We start from the raw sequence: 15,058 nt of genomic DNA on the forward strand, positions 1-15,058 counted from the left end.
GGATTGCGTCTTCGTCATTCCGGGCTTGTTCGCGCTTCGGAATGACGGCGGCAGCTCCGCTTAAGCCAGATCGGTCTTTGCGAAATCGTTGCCTTTGTAGAGCAGGACCGCGCCGTGTTCCTTGGCGCAGGCATAGGCGAAGCAATCGCCGAAGTTGAGCTTGGCCGGGCTGCCGACCGCTCGCCCATAGCGCTTCGCCGCCTCGATCGCGGCCCGGCCGATTGCGGGCGAGATCTCGATTTCGCGCGCCTTGATATTTGCGGCGAACAAAGAAACGCTGTTTTGGGCTTGGTCGATCAGAGAGGAATCCAGTTCACGACCCGTATCGCGCGCCTTTTTCGCAGCCAGAGACAGCACGGCCTCGAACAGTCCCGGCGGCGAGATGAGAAACGGAGCTTGGGCAGCTTCGAGTCTGTTGAGCAGGATCTCGGCGTCGTCCTCCCGTCCGAGGATTGCGACGATCACGGACGCGTCCAGATAGGTCACGCTTCGCCCCACATCTCGTCGAGAAAGGCCTTGACGTCAAAGTCGCTTTTGCCTTGCCCCATCGCGTCGGCGAGGGCGAGGCTGGGCGCTATCCGTTCGCGCAGCGGACGGGAACTCTCTACCCGTTCAAGCTCCTGTTCGAGGGCTCGACGCACGACTTCCGTCTTTGTCCGCGCGCCCGTTGCCTTCTGCAGGCGGGTCGCGAGTTCGTCGACGGTGCGGTCGCGGATGTAGAGGGACATAGGTTGATCTTCATATGAATATTCACATTAGGCAAGTGAATATTCATATGGGCGGCGGCGCTCGCATGTCGCCGTGGGCGGCTGCTCTGGAAAGGACAGGGCTAGAGGCTTAGGTCTGGTCCCTAAGACGGAGACCGACCATGCCCCAGACTTGGATGATCACCGGCGCCAATCGCGGCATCGGCCTGGCGCTGACGATGGAATTGCTGCGACGGGGCGACCATGTCGTCGCCGCGGCGCGCGATCCCTGGGGCGGGGCTCTGGCGGAGGTCGCAGGCGGACAAGCCGGGACGCTGACCCCGCTCGAACTCGACGTCACTTCCGACAGGAGCATCGCCGCGGCCAAGCAGGCGCTTGACGGCAAGCCGATCGACGTGCTCGTCAACAATGCCGGCGTCTACGGGCCGCGTGACAAGCAGTCGGCGCTCGACATGGATTTCAAGGCCTGGCGCGAGGTCTTCGAGGTCAATGTCTATGCGCCGCTGCGCGTGGCGCAGGCCTTCCTGCCCAATGTCGAGGCGGGTTCCGGTCGCAAGATCGTGACGATCTCGAGCCGCATGGGCTCGATCGGCAGCAATCCCTCTGGCGCCGTCGCCTATCGCTCCTCGAAGACGGCGGTGAACATGGTGATGGTGGCCTTCGGCAATGCGGTCCGCGATAGCGAGGTCGCGGTGCTGCTCTTCCATCCCGGCTGGGTGCGCACCGATATGGGCGGCGGCGCCGCCGACATCCCGCCGACCGAGAGCGCCGCAGGATTGATCGCAACGATCGACGCCTCGGGCATGGCCCAGACCAACAGCTTCCGCAACTGGAAGGGCGAGGCGATTCCGTGGTGATCGCCTCGCGCTGAAGCTCAGTTGCCGCGGGTCGACGCCAGCCAGAGACCGCCGCCGATCAGGAAGCCGCCGCTGAACTTCGACATCAGCCGGACGCGCCTTTGCGACAGGAAACGGCCGGCCCGGCCGGAGAGGATCGCATAGGCGCTGTCGCTGACTGCGGCGAAGAGCATGGCGGTTGCGCCCATGATCGCGATCTGGGTGGCGTAGTCACGCGCCGGATCGAGGAATTGCGGGAAGAAGGCGCCGAAGAAGACCAGCGTCTTCGGGTTGCTCAGCGCCACCAGCAGCCCCTGCAGAAAGAAGCCCCCACGCGGCGGGCGCGCTTCGGCGGCGCCATCCGTGATATCGCCGGCGCTGCGATACATCTTCCAGCCGAGCCAGATCAGATAGGCGGCGCCGGCGAGCCTGACCCAGTCGAACCAGTGGCCCATCGCAGCGATCACCGAACTCAGGCCGATGCCGACGATCGCGATCATGATCACTAGCCCGGCCTGGGTTCCTGCCATGTTGAGAAGGCCGGCGCGGCTACCATGCTTCAGGCTGTTGGCGATGATCAGCGTCACCGTAGGGCCGGGCACGATCACGATGACGAAGCAAGCGACGAGATAGGCAGCGAACAGCTCGAATGACATGGAATGACCTCCGACGGCTTGGCGGCCGCTTCGCGGGCGGCGCGTCATTCCTCTCCTGTTTGCGCCAGCCTGTCGAGAGAGGAGGCAGGGGTGACGAAGGTAGACTTTCAGATCGTCCCGCTGACGCCGGAGCATTGGCCGGCGCTGGAGGGACTCTTCGGCCCGCAGGGGCCCTGCTATGGCTGCTGGTGCAATCATTTCCGGATGCCGCCGAAGCCGCGGAGGCCGCTGCTGGGGGAGGGCGCGCGGCGGCTCTTCGAGGAGCGGGTGAGGACAGGCCCGCCGCCCGGCGTGCTCGCTTTCGCCGATGACGTTGCCGTTGGTTGGCTGCAGATCGGGCCGCGCGCGCATGTGCCCGAGTGGAACAACCCGCGCCGTGCTTCGACGCCTTTGCCGGACGCGTCTGCAGAAGACGAGCGCAACTGGGCCGCCTCCTGCTTCTTCGTCCGCAAGGGTTTTCGTGGTCAGGGCGTCACGGCTGCGTTGCTCTCCGGCGGGTTGGAATTCGCACGGGCGAGCGGCGCGCGCCTCGTCGAGGCCGCACCGATGGACAATGAGGGCAAGCGCAGCGCCGACGGGCTCTATGTCGGTCCAGAAAGCGTGTTCCAGCGCGCCGGTTTCACCGAAATCGCCCGGCAGAAGCCCGGTCGGCCGCTGATGAGATTCATGCTCTGACGGCAGGAGGCCGAAGGTTGATGGATAAATGGCTGTCAAGCTAAAAGTTTCAAATATTTGAGTTGGTTAGCTGGCTCCGTTAAGCATCTGTTTGCTTCGCCGCTGCGAGAAGTCAGCCGCTCGGCTTTGGCGGTGGATGTGATGCGGCGGTTCGGGTTGACGGCGAAGATCACGGTGCTGTTCGCGATCTTCGGCATCGCGGCCGCGCTCGGTCTTGCCAGTGCCGTCAGCGGCCTCGATTCCGTCCATGAGATCGACCGCGAAGCCTTTGGCGGACAGCAGCTCGCCAACAAGGCGGCGCTGCTCTCCAGCCGCGTCGCGCAGGCTTCGCTGCTCAGCCGTTTCGACGACGCGACCGAGCCGCGCGCGGTCGAGCAGGCACTCGATCAGCTCGATGCTGCGGTGGAACTCGTCGATGCGGCGCGTGCCAATCTGATGTCCTCCTTGCCGCCGAGCGTGCTGCAAGCCAATGCCACCCTGGATGCGCGTATCCGGAGCTTCATCGATTTCCAGCGCGACATCGTCGATATCGGCCGCAGGGTCTCGCCGAAGGCGGCGCTGATCGAGGCCTCGGCCGAGGCCGCCAAGGAGAACGTCCGCCAGATCATGCTGGTGACCTCGGTCATGCGCGACGAGCTCGACCGGCAGGCCGGGATCGCTGCGGCGCGCGCGCAGGATCTCGCCTCGCAAGTGCGGTTGCGCGTCATCATGATTGCCGCCGGCCTGCCGCTCGCCGGCGGCTTGCTGGCGATCTTCCTGCTCAGGGCGCATCTGACCCGGCCGCTGCGGGAGCTAATGGATACGATCAAGCTGGCGACATCGTCGGATCGGGTCGTCGACGTCCCGCATCGCAAGCGCCGCGACGAGATCGGCGAGCTGGCCCGCACGGTGCGCACGCTGAGCGAGGTCCGCGCCACGCTCGTCACCCGCGATGCCGAAGCCGACCTGTCGCAGCTGCATCAGCAGCGGCGCACCGACGAGTTGCACAGGATTGCACAGGAGTTCGAGGCGCGGATCGGCCGCCTGCTCGCCGATATCGGCCGGCTGAGCGAGGGGCTGCGCGCGGCTCTCACAGAATCCGCCTCCCGCGCTGGCCAGATCTCGCATAGTGGCAGTGCCGCCGCGCAGGCGGTTGCCGGGGCGGGCGAGGAGGCCGAGCGCATCGCCGATGCCGCGGTGCGGCTGGAAGAGGTCGTCGAGCAGATCAATCGCGAGGTCCGGCGGGTCTCCGAAACGGCGAGCCTGGCGACCCGCGATGCCGCCGGCACGGTCGGTCTGGTCGGCCGGCTGACCGAGAACGCCGGCAAGATCCGCGACGTCGTCCAGCTGATCGAGGCGATCGCCCGGCAGACCAACCTGCTCGCGCTCAACGCCACGATCGAGGCGGCGCGGGCGGGTGCGCATGGCCGCGGCTTTGCCGTCGTCGCCAGCGAGGTGAAGATCCTGGCGACGCAAACCGCGGACGCGACCGCGCAGATCTCGGCCCGGATCGCGACCGTGGACGCGGCGCTGTCGCAAGCCGCTCAGGCGATCATCGGCATCGCCAGCCGTGCCGGCGCGGTCGAACAGGCGAGCACCGAGATCTCGACCATGGTCGCCTCGCATACCGGCCTGCTGCAGGGGCTGGGCGAGACCATCGCGCGCATCTCGGTGGTCACCGGGCAGGCGGCCGCCGCGGTCACGACGATCGCCGGCGCCGGCGTCCAGACCACGTCCCATGCCGAGCAGGGCGCGCGTGGGGCCCGCCAGCTCGACGAGCGCATCTCGGCTTTGCAGGCGGAGGCCGACGAGTTCGCGAGGCGCCTGCGCGCCGCCTGAACCGGCTTGCCATGGCCGGCCGACTCGCGGCCATGTGCGCCATGCCCGAAAGCATGTGCATCTTCCCATGAGCTGGTCACCGCAGCAGGACGCGGCGCTTGCCGCCGTGGCCGATTGGCTCAAGGCCGGCTCGCCGCAGCTCTTCCGCCTGTTCGGCTATGCCGGCACGGGCAAGACCACGCTCGCCCGCCATCTCGCCGAAGGCGTCGACGGCACCGTCGTCTTCGCCGCCTTCACCGGCAAGGCGGCGCTCGTCCTGCGCAACAAGGGCTGCGAGGGCGCGCAGACCATCCATTCGCTGATCTACCGCTCGCGCGGCGTCGACGAGGAGAGCCCGACTTTCGTGCTCAACCGCGAGAGCACTGCCGCCAAGGCCAAGCTGATCATCATCGACGAATGCTCGATGGTTGATGAGGATCTCGGCCGCGACCTGCTGTCCTTCGGCACGCCGGTGCTGGTGCTCGGCGATCCGGCGCAGCTGCCGCCGGTCAAGGGCGGCGGCTTCTTCACCGAAGCCGAGCCCGACGTGATGCTGACCGAGGTCCACCGGCAGGCGGCCGACAACCCGATCGTGCGCATGTCGATGATCGTCCGCGAGGGCGGCAGGCTCGAGATCGGCGAGTACGGCGCGAGCCGGATCATCCGGCGCGATCAGATCACGCCCGAGATCGTGCTGTCGGCCGACCAGGTGCTGGTCGGCATGAACAAGACGCGCCGGCTCTACAATGCCCGCATGCGCCAGCTCATGGGCCATGTCGCCAATGTCCCGGCGGTCGGCGAGAAGCTGGTTTGCCTGCGCAACGACAAGAGCAAGGGCCTGCTCAATGGCGGTGCCTGGATCGTGCAGGAGCTCAAGACCTCGAAGAAAGGTCTCATCACCATGCGGGTGACGCCGGAGGACGACACCGGCGGCAAGCCGGTCAAGGTCTCGGTCATGCCGAACTTCTTCGACGGCACCGAGGACGAGGTGCCCTGGGAATTGCGCCGCCACACCGACGAGTTCACCTTCGGCTATGCGCTGACCGTGCATAAGGCGCAGGGCTCGCAATGGGACAACATCGTCATGTTCGACGAGGCCTTCGCCTTCCGCGAGCACCGGGCCCGCTGGCTCTATACCGGCCTGACGCGGGCGGCCGAGACGATCACCGTGGTGATGTAGGTTCGGTCGGGAAGGCAGACCGCGTTGTGTGGCCGCTACGGCGAATGCCCCAGCCCTGATGCTTCATGCCCCGAGTCGTAATTCTTGAGCACGTCCTTGGCTATGATCAGCCTTTGAATCTCACTGGTCCCGTCAAAGATCCGAAAAGCGCGTGTGTGGCGGAAGAGCCGCTCCACCGTGCCGCGAGCGACGCCGAGACCGCCAAAGATCTGCACCGCCTGATCGACGATCTGAAAACAGGCTTCGGTCGAGAAAAGCTTTGCGATGGAGGCTGATCTGGCAAGCGGCTGGCCGAGATCGTATTGCCAGGCCGCCTTGTAGACCAGCAATGCAGATGCATCGATCGCGACCGCCATATCGGCGAGCTTGCCCTGGATCATCTGATGGTCTGCGATGGGCTTCTTGAAGGCGCTCCGAGTCAAGCTGCGGCCGGTCGCCTCGTGCATCGCGCGTTTCGCGAAGCCCAGTGTCGCCGCGCCTACCGTCGGGCGGAACACTTCGAGGGCGTGCATGGCGATGTCGAAGCCTTGCCCTTCCTCCCCGAGCATTGCATCCGCCGGCACGCGACATTCATCGAGAACCCAGGTTCCCACAGTATGCGGCGACATGACGTCAACACGCTCTTCCAGACGCAATCCGGGATTTTTCCCATCGACCAGGAATGCCGAGATCCCGCCCGCTGGCTCTGTTCTCGCGAACACGACGTAGAGATCGGCAAGGCCAGCATTGGACGTCCAGGTCTTTCGACCATTCAGGATGAACTGGTCGCCGCTGCGCCGAGCGCTCGTGGTGATCGCGCGCGCATCCGAGCCGGCCTCCGGCTCAGACAGGGCGAACGCGGGAAGCAATCTCCCTGACAGATAGCCGTCCAGATAGCGCTCCAGCTGTGATCGGCTCCCGGCGAGCATGATCGGCAACATGCCCAACCACGGCTCGGAGATCGAAACATCGGCGATGCCAGAGCAGTACGCCGAGATTTCGCGCAACAGGCAGATGCTGCGCAGATCGAAGCGCCTGAAGCCCGATGTCTGCACATCAGACGGCGCAGTCGGGTCGAGCCATCGACTGGCGCCCAGCATCTCGAAAATTGCGCGAGCGGTTTTCCCATCACCGCCTTCGTCGGCTTGAAATCGATGGAGATCGCGAATGGCCCAATCCGCGAAATCCTGTGCGAGATCCCGGTGTGGCGCTTCGAAAAAGGGCAGATCCAGATGCGATAGGTCCAAGCAAGCCTCGCTTAGGAGCAAGTTCCGAACGCGCTGGGCATGAAACTTCTAGGGTCGCGCGCCGTAATCCGATCTGTCCACCTTCGACTACGCGCTCACGGCCCACAAGGCATAGGCCGGTGCAAGGCTGCGAGCAGGCACGCGCGCTCGAGGTCCTTGGGACGGCCGAACCCCTCGATGATGCGCCTGAGCTCGTCCCGCTCGGGGACATAGACTGTTGCCGCGCCGATTGCGATTGCCTGCCTCGTCGCCGGCCGGACCGGATGCCACGCTTCGCCGACGCGATGCTCGAAGCCGGCCATGAGATCCACCGGCACGGGCGGCGCTGGCCACTTTGCCAGGATCTCTGACCTGAATAGCGAGTTGGGTGGCCCTTGATAGGGCTCGATGCCGAGAGCCGGCAGGATGCGGCTGATATCCTCGACGCCGAGCAGTATATCGACATCGGCGACGGCGATCGGGCTGGCGCCGTGAAGGGCGGCCGCGGCGCTCGCGATGATCCACCAGGGCTCGCGTGCCGTCTCCATGATCGCAGCGACGGAACCGAGGGTTTCGATCAGGGGCGCCGGCAGGCTCATGGCTGGCCTATAGCAGCTTCCGGAGCGGCCTTGCCATGCCTGGCGAACGATGGCGCGCGCCCGCGACAAGGGCGAGGCAGACCGCCACGGTAGATTGGAATTGCGCGGAGCGATGCTGGCGGAGAAGAATTTTCTTGGTATGCGATGGTGTCGGGCCGCCCGGCGACGCATCGAGAGCCATCATGAACATCGCCCAGAACTTCGACCTGTGGATCGACCGCCGCGGCAGCAACTGCGCCAAATGGGACAAGATGGAGGCCATCTACGGCGTCCCGGTTTCCGACGGCATCGCCATGTGGGTCGCCGATATGGATTTTCGCCCGCCGGCTTGCGTCCAGGCCGCGGTCGAGGCGATGGCCGCCCACGGCGTCTATGGCTATTTCGGCGACGAGCGGACCAATAGCGACGCCATTCGCTGGTGGATGAAGGAGCGCCATGGCTGGGTAGTCGAGCCGCAGGCGATCTTCACCACGCACGGGCTGGTGAACGGCACCGCGCTCTGCGTCGACGCCTATACCAGGCCGGGCGATGGCGTCGTCCTGATGACGCCGGTCTACCATGCCTTCGCCCGTGTCATCAAAGCGGCGGGCCGCGATGTCGTCGAATGCAAGCTCGCGCAGGAGGACGGCCGCTACGTCCTCGACATCCTCGCCTGGGATGCGCAGATGACCGGCAAGGAGCGGATGCTGATCCTGTGTTCGCCGCACAATCCGGGCGGGCGGGTCTGGAGCCGCGATGAGCTCAGGCAAATCGCCGATTTCTGCGTCCGCCACGACCTGATCCTGGTCTCGGACGAGATCCACCACGACCTGGTCATGCCCGGGCATAAGCACACGGTCATGCCCCTCGCCGCGCCGGAGATCATGGATCGCCTGGTGATGATGACCGCCACGACCAAGACCTTCAACATCGCCGGCGCCCATGTCGGCAATGTCATCATTCCCGATGAGGCGCTGCGTGCTCCGTTCCGCGCCCGGATGAACGCGCTCGGCATATCCCCCAACTCCTTCGGCATGGAGATGTCGACGGCTGCCTACAGCCCGCAGGGCGCAGCCTGGGTCGATTCCCTGGTCGCCTATCTCGACGGCAACCGCATGCTCTTTGACGAGGCTGTCGGCAGCATTCCCGGCATCCGCTCGATGCCGCTGGAGTCGACCTACCTCGCCTGGGTCGATTTCGCCGGTACCGGGATGGAGGCGAAGGAGTTCATCGCCCGCGTCGAGAAGCAGGCGAAGATCGCGGTGAACCACGGTGCGAGCTTCGGCGCCGGCGGCGACAGCTTCCTGCGCTTCAACCTAGCGACGCAGCGTTCCGTCGTGGTCGAGGCCGCAGAGCGCCTGAAGAAGGCGTTCGCCGACATGCAGTAGCAGGAGGCACCCGGGCCAGACCGGCCCGGAGCAGACTTTAATCCGATGCTTCGACGCGGCCATTATGGGTGGCGCGTATCCTCCAATGATCGTCGCCTTTGACGACGACCATGGTCAGCAGGCCCTGACGGTCCTCGGGAGGATGCCCGCCCTCGACAAAATCAGGCCAATGCCAGCGGGCATGCACCAGCGCAACCGTTGGTGAGAGCAGTGCGATCTGCTCGACCGAGAGCTGGTAGTTCTTCATCTGCTCGGCGATCGACGCAGGGATGTCCTTGTGGGCGTCGAAGTTCTCGTCGCGTGTCTTCCACCAGATGCCGCGCCAAGTGATGAAATCCGAATCCTGCGTGAAATGCTCGGCCCAGCGTTCCATGTCGGTGGCGTGCCAAGCCGCCAGATATGATGCCATCAAGACCTGAATGGCCTTCACCTCCTGATCCGACATTCATCTCTCCTTCGCGGAAAGCGAACATACGGCAGGTGAATCGTCTCGGCGAATGGGTGCCGACCCAGCCATCGCCTGTATTGTCACAGCCGCTGCGACGTCGTGCCCTTGGCAATGATCGGGCCGGTCGGCCGGCCGGTCGGCGAGCCGGTCGCCGGCTCCAGGGTGATCTCGAAGAGCTGGCCGTTGCCGAGCGGGAGGTTGTCGAGCCGCAAGGGTGTCGACCGCGCGCGGTCGATCAGGCCGACCGAGCGCGGTCCGACGGCGCGATCCCACAGCGTCCAGATCTCCAGCGCCTTGCCGGCCGGCACGTCGATGCTCTGCAGAGGCAGCATCTCGACGCGTCCGTCGGCAAAGGTGTGCACGACGGCGGCGGCGGCATTGCTGTCGGTCAGTAGCACCGCAACCATCAGCGGCTGGCGCCCGGCACGGTCGAGCGCGCCGATGAGGCCGATTGCCAGCAGCACGGTCGCCAGTAAGCCGGCAAAGGCGGCGCCGCGCCAGACGAAGAGGCTGTTCCACCACGCGGCAAGGCGGCCGGGTCCGGCCGTGGCCTGTCGTTGCTCGGCTGCAGACGCGGAGGTTGCCGGTTGGATCAGGCCCGCTATTCCGGCCTCGATCCGGGACCAGAGATCAGCGGGGGGCGTGATCGGGGTCGCTGTAGCGTCGAGCGCTGCGAAATGGCGGCGCCAGCGTTCGACTGCTGTCGCGAAAGCGGTGTCCTGCTCCAGACGGTGCTCTGCGGCATCGCGCTCCTGGCCTTCGAGCAGGCCAAGGACGTATTCGCCCGCGAGCGCGTTATATTCGGGGGAGGCTGCGTCGGCGCCGGGGCTCATCCGAGGCACTCCTTCAACGAAAGCAGCGAGCGGCGGATCCAGGATTTGACAGTCCCGAGCGGCAGCTTGAGGCGCCCGGCGATTTCGCCATGGGTCAGCCCCTGGACGAAGGCGAGCAGCACCAGGCCGCGCCGTTGCGGCGGCAGCATCTCGAGGCAGGCGCGCAGCGCTGTGGCGTCGGAGAGTTTCGACATCACGGTCTCCGGATCATCCTCTTCGCTCGCCGTCTCCTCGGCGATCGGGGTGTCGCTCGTCTCGGTCCGCTTCTCGTCGCGCAGGATCGAGAGCGAGCGGTTGCGCAGGATGGCGTAGATCCAGGTCAGGCCGGCGCCGCGTTCCGGGTCGAAGCGGGCCGCATGTCTCCAGACCAGCACGAACGCGTCCTGCACCGCTTCCTCCGCCAGGGCGCGGCGCTTCAGCAGACGTTGCGCCACACCGAGCATACGCGGCGACTCCACCTCGTAGATGCGTTTGAGCGCTGATTTATCGCCGGCGGCGCAAGCGAGCAGCGCGGTTTCGATCTCGCCGATCTGTCGCGGCTGCGTAGCGTCAGTCGCCATTCGTCTCCCCGGTATCCGGCCAACCTCTCTGAAGCGGCGAGCCCATTGTTACGCGATAGCCGCGGCCTTGGATGCGATCTGAGCTTTTATTTTTCGTCCGCATCCGCCCTGCGATCCAGTCGATATCCGCCATGGGTGCCGCGCCAGACGAAGCGTCGGCCAGCCCCTTTTTGAGATTGCGACACGAACCGGAGGACATCCAATGACCAAGGCTCGCAACCTGCTTCTCGCATCCACTATTCTCACCACGGCTTTTGCCGCGGCGACCGCAGCCCAGGCCGGCATGGTCGCGGTGCTGACCGGCGACGATACGCTCACCATGGTCGACACCGCCACCCAGAAGGCCGGCAAGTCGATGAAGGTCAGCGGCATCAACGGCAAGATCGCCGGCATCGACGTCCGCCCCGCCGACGGCATGCTTTATGCCCTCGCGGCCGACGGCACGATCTACACGGTCGACAAGGCCGGCAAGGCGACGATGAAGTCGAAGATGGACACGGTGCTCGCCGCGAGCGCCATGGCGACCGTCGACTTCAACCCTGCGGCTGACCGCCTGCGCGTGATCGGCTCGGACGGCACCAACCTCCGCGTCAATGTCGACGACGGCAAGACCACGGTCGACGGCAAGCTGAAGTTCGCCGAGACCGACATGCACAAGGGCGAAGCGCCGATGATCGTCGCCGGCGCCTACACCAACTCGGTCAAGGGCACCAAGGAGACGGCGCTCTACGACATCGACGGCAAGATCGGCGGGTTGTTGAAGCAGGCGCCGCCGAATGACGGCGTGCTCGGCGCGATCGGCAAGCTCGGCGTCACCGCCAAGGCGATCGCCTTCGACATCGAGACGGCCGCCGATGGCACGAACACCGGCTGGCTGGTCGCCGATGGCGGGCTCTACAAGGTCGACCTGACCTCGGGCAAGGCCGCAATGGTCGGCAAGATCAGCGGGCTCAACGCGCCGGTACGTGATGTCGCGGCGTTGCCGGCGATGTAAGCTGAACGCATCTTCCGACCTGCGGGAGGCCGCCGTTCTGCGAGGAGCGGCGGCCTTTCCCATTTGGGCGGCAGTTGAAGGTGCGGCCGGGCTTTCGCCATAGTTGCAGTGGACCTTGCCATCGGCGACGCGGATAGCGGAGACGAGAGCATGGCGGATCGCTCCGAGCCAAGTCAGAAAGTGTTGGCGCTGCAGCGCTTCGGGCTGGGCCTGAAGCCGGGGCGGGCTGCCGGCGTGGCGGATGTGCGCGAGCGCCTGCTCGTGGATATCCGCAGCGAAGGCGCGCCGCAGCCGAACGTCAGCTTTTCCGGCGCCGCTCCGATCGGACGGGCGCTCTACGCCTTCGAGGATGAGGAGCGGGCGGCGCGTGAAGCGCGCCGTGTCGCCGGACAGCAAGGCGTGGGGCAGGGCGTGCAGGTCGCGAGCGCGCCGCCCGCCCCGGGCCAGCCCCAGGGCCAGATGACGGCGCCGGCGCAGCCGGTTCCCCAATTTCCGCAGGCGATCTACCGCGAGGAAGCGGTCGCTCGCGTCCAGGGCGCGCTCGAGGCCGAGACGGGCTTCGCCGAGCGGCTCGTCCAGTTCTGGTCGAACCATTTCTGCGTCTCGGTCGCCAAGGGCAACTTCGTGCGCGCCATGGCCGGCGCCTTCGAGCGCGAGGCGATCCGGCCCAACATCTTCGGCCGCTTCGAGGAGCTGTTGATCGCGGTCGAGAGCCATCCGGCGATGCTCAATTTCCTCGACAACCAGCTTTCGATCGGCCCGGATTCGCGCGCCGGCAAGCGTCGTGGCCGCGGCCTCAACGAGAATCTCGCCCGCGAGATCATGGAGCTGCATACGCTCGGGGTTTCCGGCGGCTATACGCAAGGTGACGTCACCAGCCTGGCGCGGATCATCACCGGCTGGACCGTTGTCGGCCGCGACGCCCGTCTCGGCTTTCCCGGTTCCTTCGCCTTCAATCCCGGCCTGCACGATCCCGGCGGCCAGAGGCTGCTCGGCAAGGTCTACCGGCAGGAGGGCAAAGAGAAGGGCATGGCGGCGCTCGCCGATCTCGCCCGTCATCCAAGTACCGCGGCCTTCATCGCCCATAAGCTCGCCCGCCATTTCGTCGCCGACGAGCCGCCGCAGGCGCTGGTCGCGGAGCTCACCCGCGTCTTCCGAGAGACGGGTGGCGATCTCGCCGCGTTGTCGCGGGCGCTGGTCACGTCCGAACTCGCCTGGGCTGCGCCGGCGACCAAGTTGCGCACGCCGCAGGAATTCCTGGTCGCGGCATTCCGGGCGCTCGGCCGCAAGCCAGATTTCGGCCAGATCGCGGGGCCGCTCGGTGTGATGGGCCAGCCGCTCTGGCAGCCCTCGGGGCCGGACGGCTATCCCGACACGAACGCGGCCTGGGCGACGCCGGAAGGGATCAAGACCCGTATCGATGTCGCAGCCCAGCTCGGCCGCCAGGCCGCGGGCTCGGTTGCCGATCCGCGTGCGCTGGTCGAGGAGGTGCTTGGCCCGCTCGCCTCGGCCCAGACCAGGCAGGCGGTGGCGCGCGCCGAGAGCAAGCCGCAGGCGCTCGCGCTGCTGCTGATGTCGCCCGAATTCCAGCGGAGGTGAGCATGGGCGCTGACGACTGCGAACGGATGACGCCCTCGCGCCGGGCCGTTCTGGGGGCGGCGAGTGCGCTCTTCGCCTGGTCCTACATGCCGAAATTCGCCCATGCGGCGGCCGGCTCGCGCGACTCGCGCTTCCTGCTGGTCGTCTTGCGCGGCGCGCTCGACGGGCTCTCGGCCGTGCCGCCGCTCGGCGATCCCGGTTATGCGGACCTGCGCGAAGGCATCGCGCTGGCCAAGGACGGGCCGGAGGCGGCGCTGCCACTCGACGGCTTCTTCTATCTGCACCCGGCGATGCCGAACCTGGCGCGGCTCTATGCGAACGGGCAGGCATCGATCGTTCATGCCAGTGCCACCGGCTATCGCGAGCGTTCGCATTTCGATGGGCAGGACGTGCTGGAGAGCGGGCAGGGCGGTCCGGGCAAGACCGACTCAGGCTGGCTCAACCGGTTGATCGCCAGCCTGCCGCCGGGTGAGGCGGTCTCGCGCCATGGCGCGCTCGGCGTCGGCGTCGTGCCGCCCCTCGTCGTGCGCGGGCAGGCTCCGGTGCTCGGCTGGGCGCCGCCGCGCATGGCGCGGGCCGGCGCCGATCTCGTCCAGCGCCTCGGTGATCTCTATGGCGAGCGCGATCCCCCTCTGGCGCTCGTGCTGAAGCGGGCGATCGAGACGGAGCTGATCGCGTCGAGGCAGGGCGCCGAGCAGCCGCGGGGCGGCGGCGGACCTGACAGTGCCGAGGGCATGAAGCGCATCGCCGAGGGCGCCGCCCGGCTGGTCGGCGCCGAGGATGGCCCGCGCATCGCTGCGCTGGCGTTCGAGGGCTGGGATACGCATGCGAACGAAGGCGGCGCCAAAGGCCGTCTCGCCACCTTGCTCGGCGGGCTCGACGGCGCGCTGGCGACCTTCGAGAGCGGGTTGAAACCGGTGTGGAAGGATACGGTAGTGATGGTCGTCACCGAGTTCGGCCGCACCGCCCGCGTCAACGGCACGGTCGGCACCGATCACGGCACCGGCACGGTCGCCTTCCTCGTCGGCGGCGCGGTCAGGGGCAAGCGGATGATCGCCGACTGGCCCGGCCTCAAGCCGGAGCAATTGCACGAGCAGCGCGATCTGAAACCGACCACCGATATCCGCGCGGTCGCCAAGGGCGTGGTCGCCGACCTGTTCGGGCTGTCCGGCCCGGTTCTGGCCGAAAAGGTGTTTCCGGGCACCGGTGGGTTGGCGCCGATGCAGGGGCTGATCGTCTAGCCTCCTTCTCCCCTCGGGGGAGAAGGTCCGGCAGGGGATGAGGGCGGCTCGACAGGGTCAAACAAAAAGGGCCGCTCGCCTGCGGCCCTTCCCTCATTCGTCAGCGCTGCGCGCTGCCACCTTCTCCCCGAGGGATTCCTCTGCGAAAGCGCATGAGGCGCGGGAAACCCCTCCCCCTTGTGGGGAGGGGCAGGGGTGGGGGGCGGAAAGTCGAAGCGAATTCGCCGGGAAACGGGCCGATCCGCTTCTACGATCCGCCGATCACCCGGTCGTTCGCCCCCATCCCCATACCCTTCCCCACAAGGGGGAAGGGAGGAGTCCAGGCGACCAGCGTTTCGCAGAGGAATCCCTGAGGGGAGAA

General features: G+C 66.6%; 16 protein-coding genes. 8 read left to right on the forward strand and 8 right to left on the reverse strand.

Features of this window, described 5'->3' with window-relative positions:
* Nucleotides 1-60 precede the first annotated feature (60 nt).
* Together QO058_RS23720 and QO058_RS23725 are read right to left on the reverse strand one after the other, a co-directional pair.
* On the reverse strand, nt 61-486 hold the full coding sequence (locus QO058_RS23720; protein ID WP_284168668.1) for a type II toxin-antitoxin system VapC family toxin: 426 nt from the start codon (nt 484-486) through the stop codon (nt 61-63).
* Nucleotides 483-728 (reverse strand): type II toxin-antitoxin system VapB family antitoxin, encoded by a 246-nt coding sequence (locus QO058_RS23725; RefSeq protein WP_284168669.1) that lies wholly within the window; start codon nt 726-728, stop codon nt 483-485. The genes QO058_RS23720 and QO058_RS23725 overlap by 4 nt, the downstream gene beginning before the upstream one ends.
* Nucleotides 729-868: 140 nt before the next feature.
* On the opposite strand from QO058_RS23725, the gene QO058_RS23730 reads away from it, so the two are divergent.
* Nucleotides 869-1,564 (forward strand): SDR family oxidoreductase, encoded by a 696-nt coding sequence (locus QO058_RS23730; RefSeq protein ID WP_284168670.1) that lies wholly within the window; start codon nt 869-871, stop codon nt 1,562-1,564.
* A 17-nt stretch (nt 1,565-1,581) separates the two neighbouring features.
* On the opposite strand, the gene QO058_RS23735 is transcribed toward QO058_RS23730, so the two are convergent.
* Entirely contained in the window at nt 1,582-2,199 is a 618-nt protein-coding gene (locus QO058_RS23735) for a LysE family translocator (RefSeq protein WP_284168671.1), read from the reverse strand.
* A 90-nt stretch (nt 2,200-2,289) separates the two neighbouring features.
* Here QO058_RS23735 and QO058_RS23740 point away from each other — a divergent pair, with 90 nt between their 5' ends.
* From QO058_RS23740 to QO058_RS23750, 3 genes are all read left to right on the forward strand, one after another.
* Nucleotides 2,290-2,874, forward strand: a complete 585-nt coding sequence (locus QO058_RS23740; protein WP_284168672.1) for a GNAT family N-acetyltransferase — start codon at nt 2,290-2,292, stop codon at nt 2,872-2,874.
* A 156-nt stretch (nt 2,875-3,030) separates the two neighbouring features.
* The gene (locus tag QO058_RS23745; protein ID WP_284168673.1) at nt 3,031-4,692 is read left to right on the forward strand and encodes a methyl-accepting chemotaxis protein; all 1,662 of its coding nucleotides are present in this window, start codon (nt 3,031-3,033) and stop codon (nt 4,690-4,692) included.
* Nucleotides 4,693-4,759: 67 nt separating this feature from the next.
* On the forward strand, nt 4,760-5,851 hold the full coding sequence (locus QO058_RS23750; RefSeq protein ID WP_284168674.1) for an ATP-dependent DNA helicase: 1,092 nt from the start codon (nt 4,760-4,762) through the stop codon (nt 5,849-5,851).
* A gap of 35 nt (nt 5,852-5,886) precedes the next feature.
* Here the strand turns inward: QO058_RS23750 and QO058_RS23755 are convergent, their stop codons facing one another.
* Together QO058_RS23755 and QO058_RS23760 are read right to left on the reverse strand one after the other, a co-directional pair.
* The gene (locus tag QO058_RS23755; RefSeq protein ID WP_284168676.1) at nt 5,887-7,077 is read right to left on the reverse strand and encodes an acyl-CoA dehydrogenase family protein; all 1,191 of its coding nucleotides are present in this window, start codon (nt 7,075-7,077) and stop codon (nt 5,887-5,889) included.
* A gap of 95 nt (nt 7,078-7,172) precedes the next feature.
* On the reverse strand, nt 7,173-7,655 hold the full coding sequence (locus QO058_RS23760; RefSeq protein ID WP_284168677.1) for a hypothetical protein: 483 nt from the start codon (nt 7,653-7,655) through the stop codon (nt 7,173-7,175).
* Between the two features lie 182 nt (nt 7,656-7,837).
* Here QO058_RS23760 and QO058_RS23765 point away from each other — a divergent pair, with 182 nt between their 5' ends.
* Nucleotides 7,838-9,022 (forward strand): MalY/PatB family protein, encoded by a 1,185-nt coding sequence (locus QO058_RS23765; protein WP_284168678.1) that lies wholly within the window; start codon nt 7,838-7,840, stop codon nt 9,020-9,022.
* A gap of 37 nt (nt 9,023-9,059) precedes the next feature.
* Here the strand turns inward: QO058_RS23765 and QO058_RS23770 are convergent, their stop codons facing one another.
* From QO058_RS23770 to QO058_RS23780, 3 genes are all read right to left on the reverse strand, one after another.
* Entirely contained in the window at nt 9,060-9,467 is a 408-nt protein-coding gene (locus QO058_RS23770) for an SgcJ/EcaC family oxidoreductase (RefSeq protein ID WP_284168679.1), read from the reverse strand.
* An 83-nt stretch (nt 9,468-9,550) separates the two neighbouring features.
* Nucleotides 9,551-10,303 carry an anti-sigma factor gene (locus tag QO058_RS23775; protein ID WP_284168680.1) on the reverse strand — a complete coding sequence of 251 codons (753 nt, stop codon included), beginning with the start codon at nt 10,301-10,303 and terminating at the stop codon, nt 9,551-9,553.
* On the reverse strand, nt 10,300-10,863 hold the full coding sequence (locus QO058_RS23780; RefSeq protein WP_284168681.1) for a sigma-70 family RNA polymerase sigma factor: 564 nt from the start codon (nt 10,861-10,863) through the stop codon (nt 10,300-10,302). The genes QO058_RS23775 and QO058_RS23780 overlap by 4 nt, the downstream gene beginning before the upstream one ends.
* 202 nt (nt 10,864-11,065) lie before the next feature.
* Here QO058_RS23780 and QO058_RS23785 point away from each other — a divergent pair, with 202 nt between their 5' ends.
* The 3 genes from QO058_RS23785 to QO058_RS23795 all read left to right on the forward strand — a co-directional run bounded on the left by QO058_RS23785 (nt 11,066) and on the right by QO058_RS23795 (nt 14,697).
* Nucleotides 11,066-11,857: a DUF4394 domain-containing protein gene (locus tag QO058_RS23785; protein ID WP_284168682.1), complete on the forward strand. Its 792-nt coding sequence runs from the start codon at nt 11,066-11,068 to the stop codon at nt 11,855-11,857.
* Nucleotides 11,858-12,007: 150 nt separating this feature from the next.
* Nucleotides 12,008-13,456 carry a DUF1800 domain-containing protein gene (locus tag QO058_RS23790; protein WP_284168683.1) on the forward strand — a complete coding sequence of 483 codons (1,449 nt, stop codon included), beginning with the start codon at nt 12,008-12,010 and terminating at the stop codon, nt 13,454-13,456.
* Between the two features lie 2 nt (nt 13,457-13,458).
* Nucleotides 13,459-14,697, forward strand: a complete 1,239-nt coding sequence (locus tag QO058_RS23795) for a DUF1501 domain-containing protein (protein ID WP_284168684.1) — start codon at nt 13,459-13,461, stop codon at nt 14,695-14,697.
* The last annotated feature ends 361 nt before the right edge of the window (nt 14,698-15,058 follow it).

The organism is Bosea vestrisii (assembly GCF_030144325.1).
GTDB lineage: Bacteria > Pseudomonadota > Alphaproteobacteria > Rhizobiales > Beijerinckiaceae > Allobosea > Allobosea vestrisii_A.

Bases quoted from the DNA above. Each gene is read 5' to 3' on its own strand.
- QO058_RS23725 (WP_284168669.1), bottom strand. From the start codon at position 728: ATGTCCCTCTACATCCGCGACCGCACCGTCGACGAACTCGCGACCCGC.
- QO058_RS23730 (WP_284168670.1), top strand. From the start codon at position 869: ATGCCCCAGACTTGGATGATCACCGGCGCCAATCGCGGCATCGGCCTG.
- QO058_RS23735 (WP_284168671.1), bottom strand. From the start codon at position 2,199: ATGTCATTCGAGCTGTTCGCTGCCTATCTCGTCGCTTGCTTCGTCATC.
- QO058_RS23750 (WP_284168674.1), top strand. From the start codon at position 4,760: ATGAGCTGGTCACCGCAGCAGGACGCGGCGCTTGCCGCCGTGGCCGAT.
- QO058_RS23760 (WP_284168677.1), bottom strand. From the start codon at position 7,655: ATGAGCCTGCCGGCGCCCCTGATCGAAACCCTCGGTTCCGTCGCTGCG.
- QO058_RS23765 (WP_284168678.1), top strand. From the start codon at position 7,838: ATGAACATCGCCCAGAACTTCGACCTGTGGATCGACCGCCGCGGCAGC.
- QO058_RS23770 (WP_284168679.1), bottom strand. From the start codon at position 9,467: ATGTCGGATCAGGAGGTGAAGGCCATTCAGGTCTTGATGGCATCATAT.
- QO058_RS23775 (WP_284168680.1), bottom strand. From the start codon at position 10,303: ATGAGCCCCGGCGCCGACGCAGCCTCCCCCGAATATAACGCGCTCGCG.
- QO058_RS23780 (WP_284168681.1), bottom strand. From the start codon at position 10,863: ATGGCGACTGACGCTACGCAGCCGCGACAGATCGGCGAGATCGAAACC.
- QO058_RS23785 (WP_284168682.1), top strand. From the start codon at position 11,066: ATGACCAAGGCTCGCAACCTGCTTCTCGCATCCACTATTCTCACCACG.
- QO058_RS23790 (WP_284168683.1), top strand. From the start codon at position 12,008: ATGGCGGATCGCTCCGAGCCAAGTCAGAAAGTGTTGGCGCTGCAGCGC.
- QO058_RS23795 (WP_284168684.1), top strand. From the start codon at position 13,459: ATGGGCGCTGACGACTGCGAACGGATGACGCCCTCGCGCCGGGCCGTT.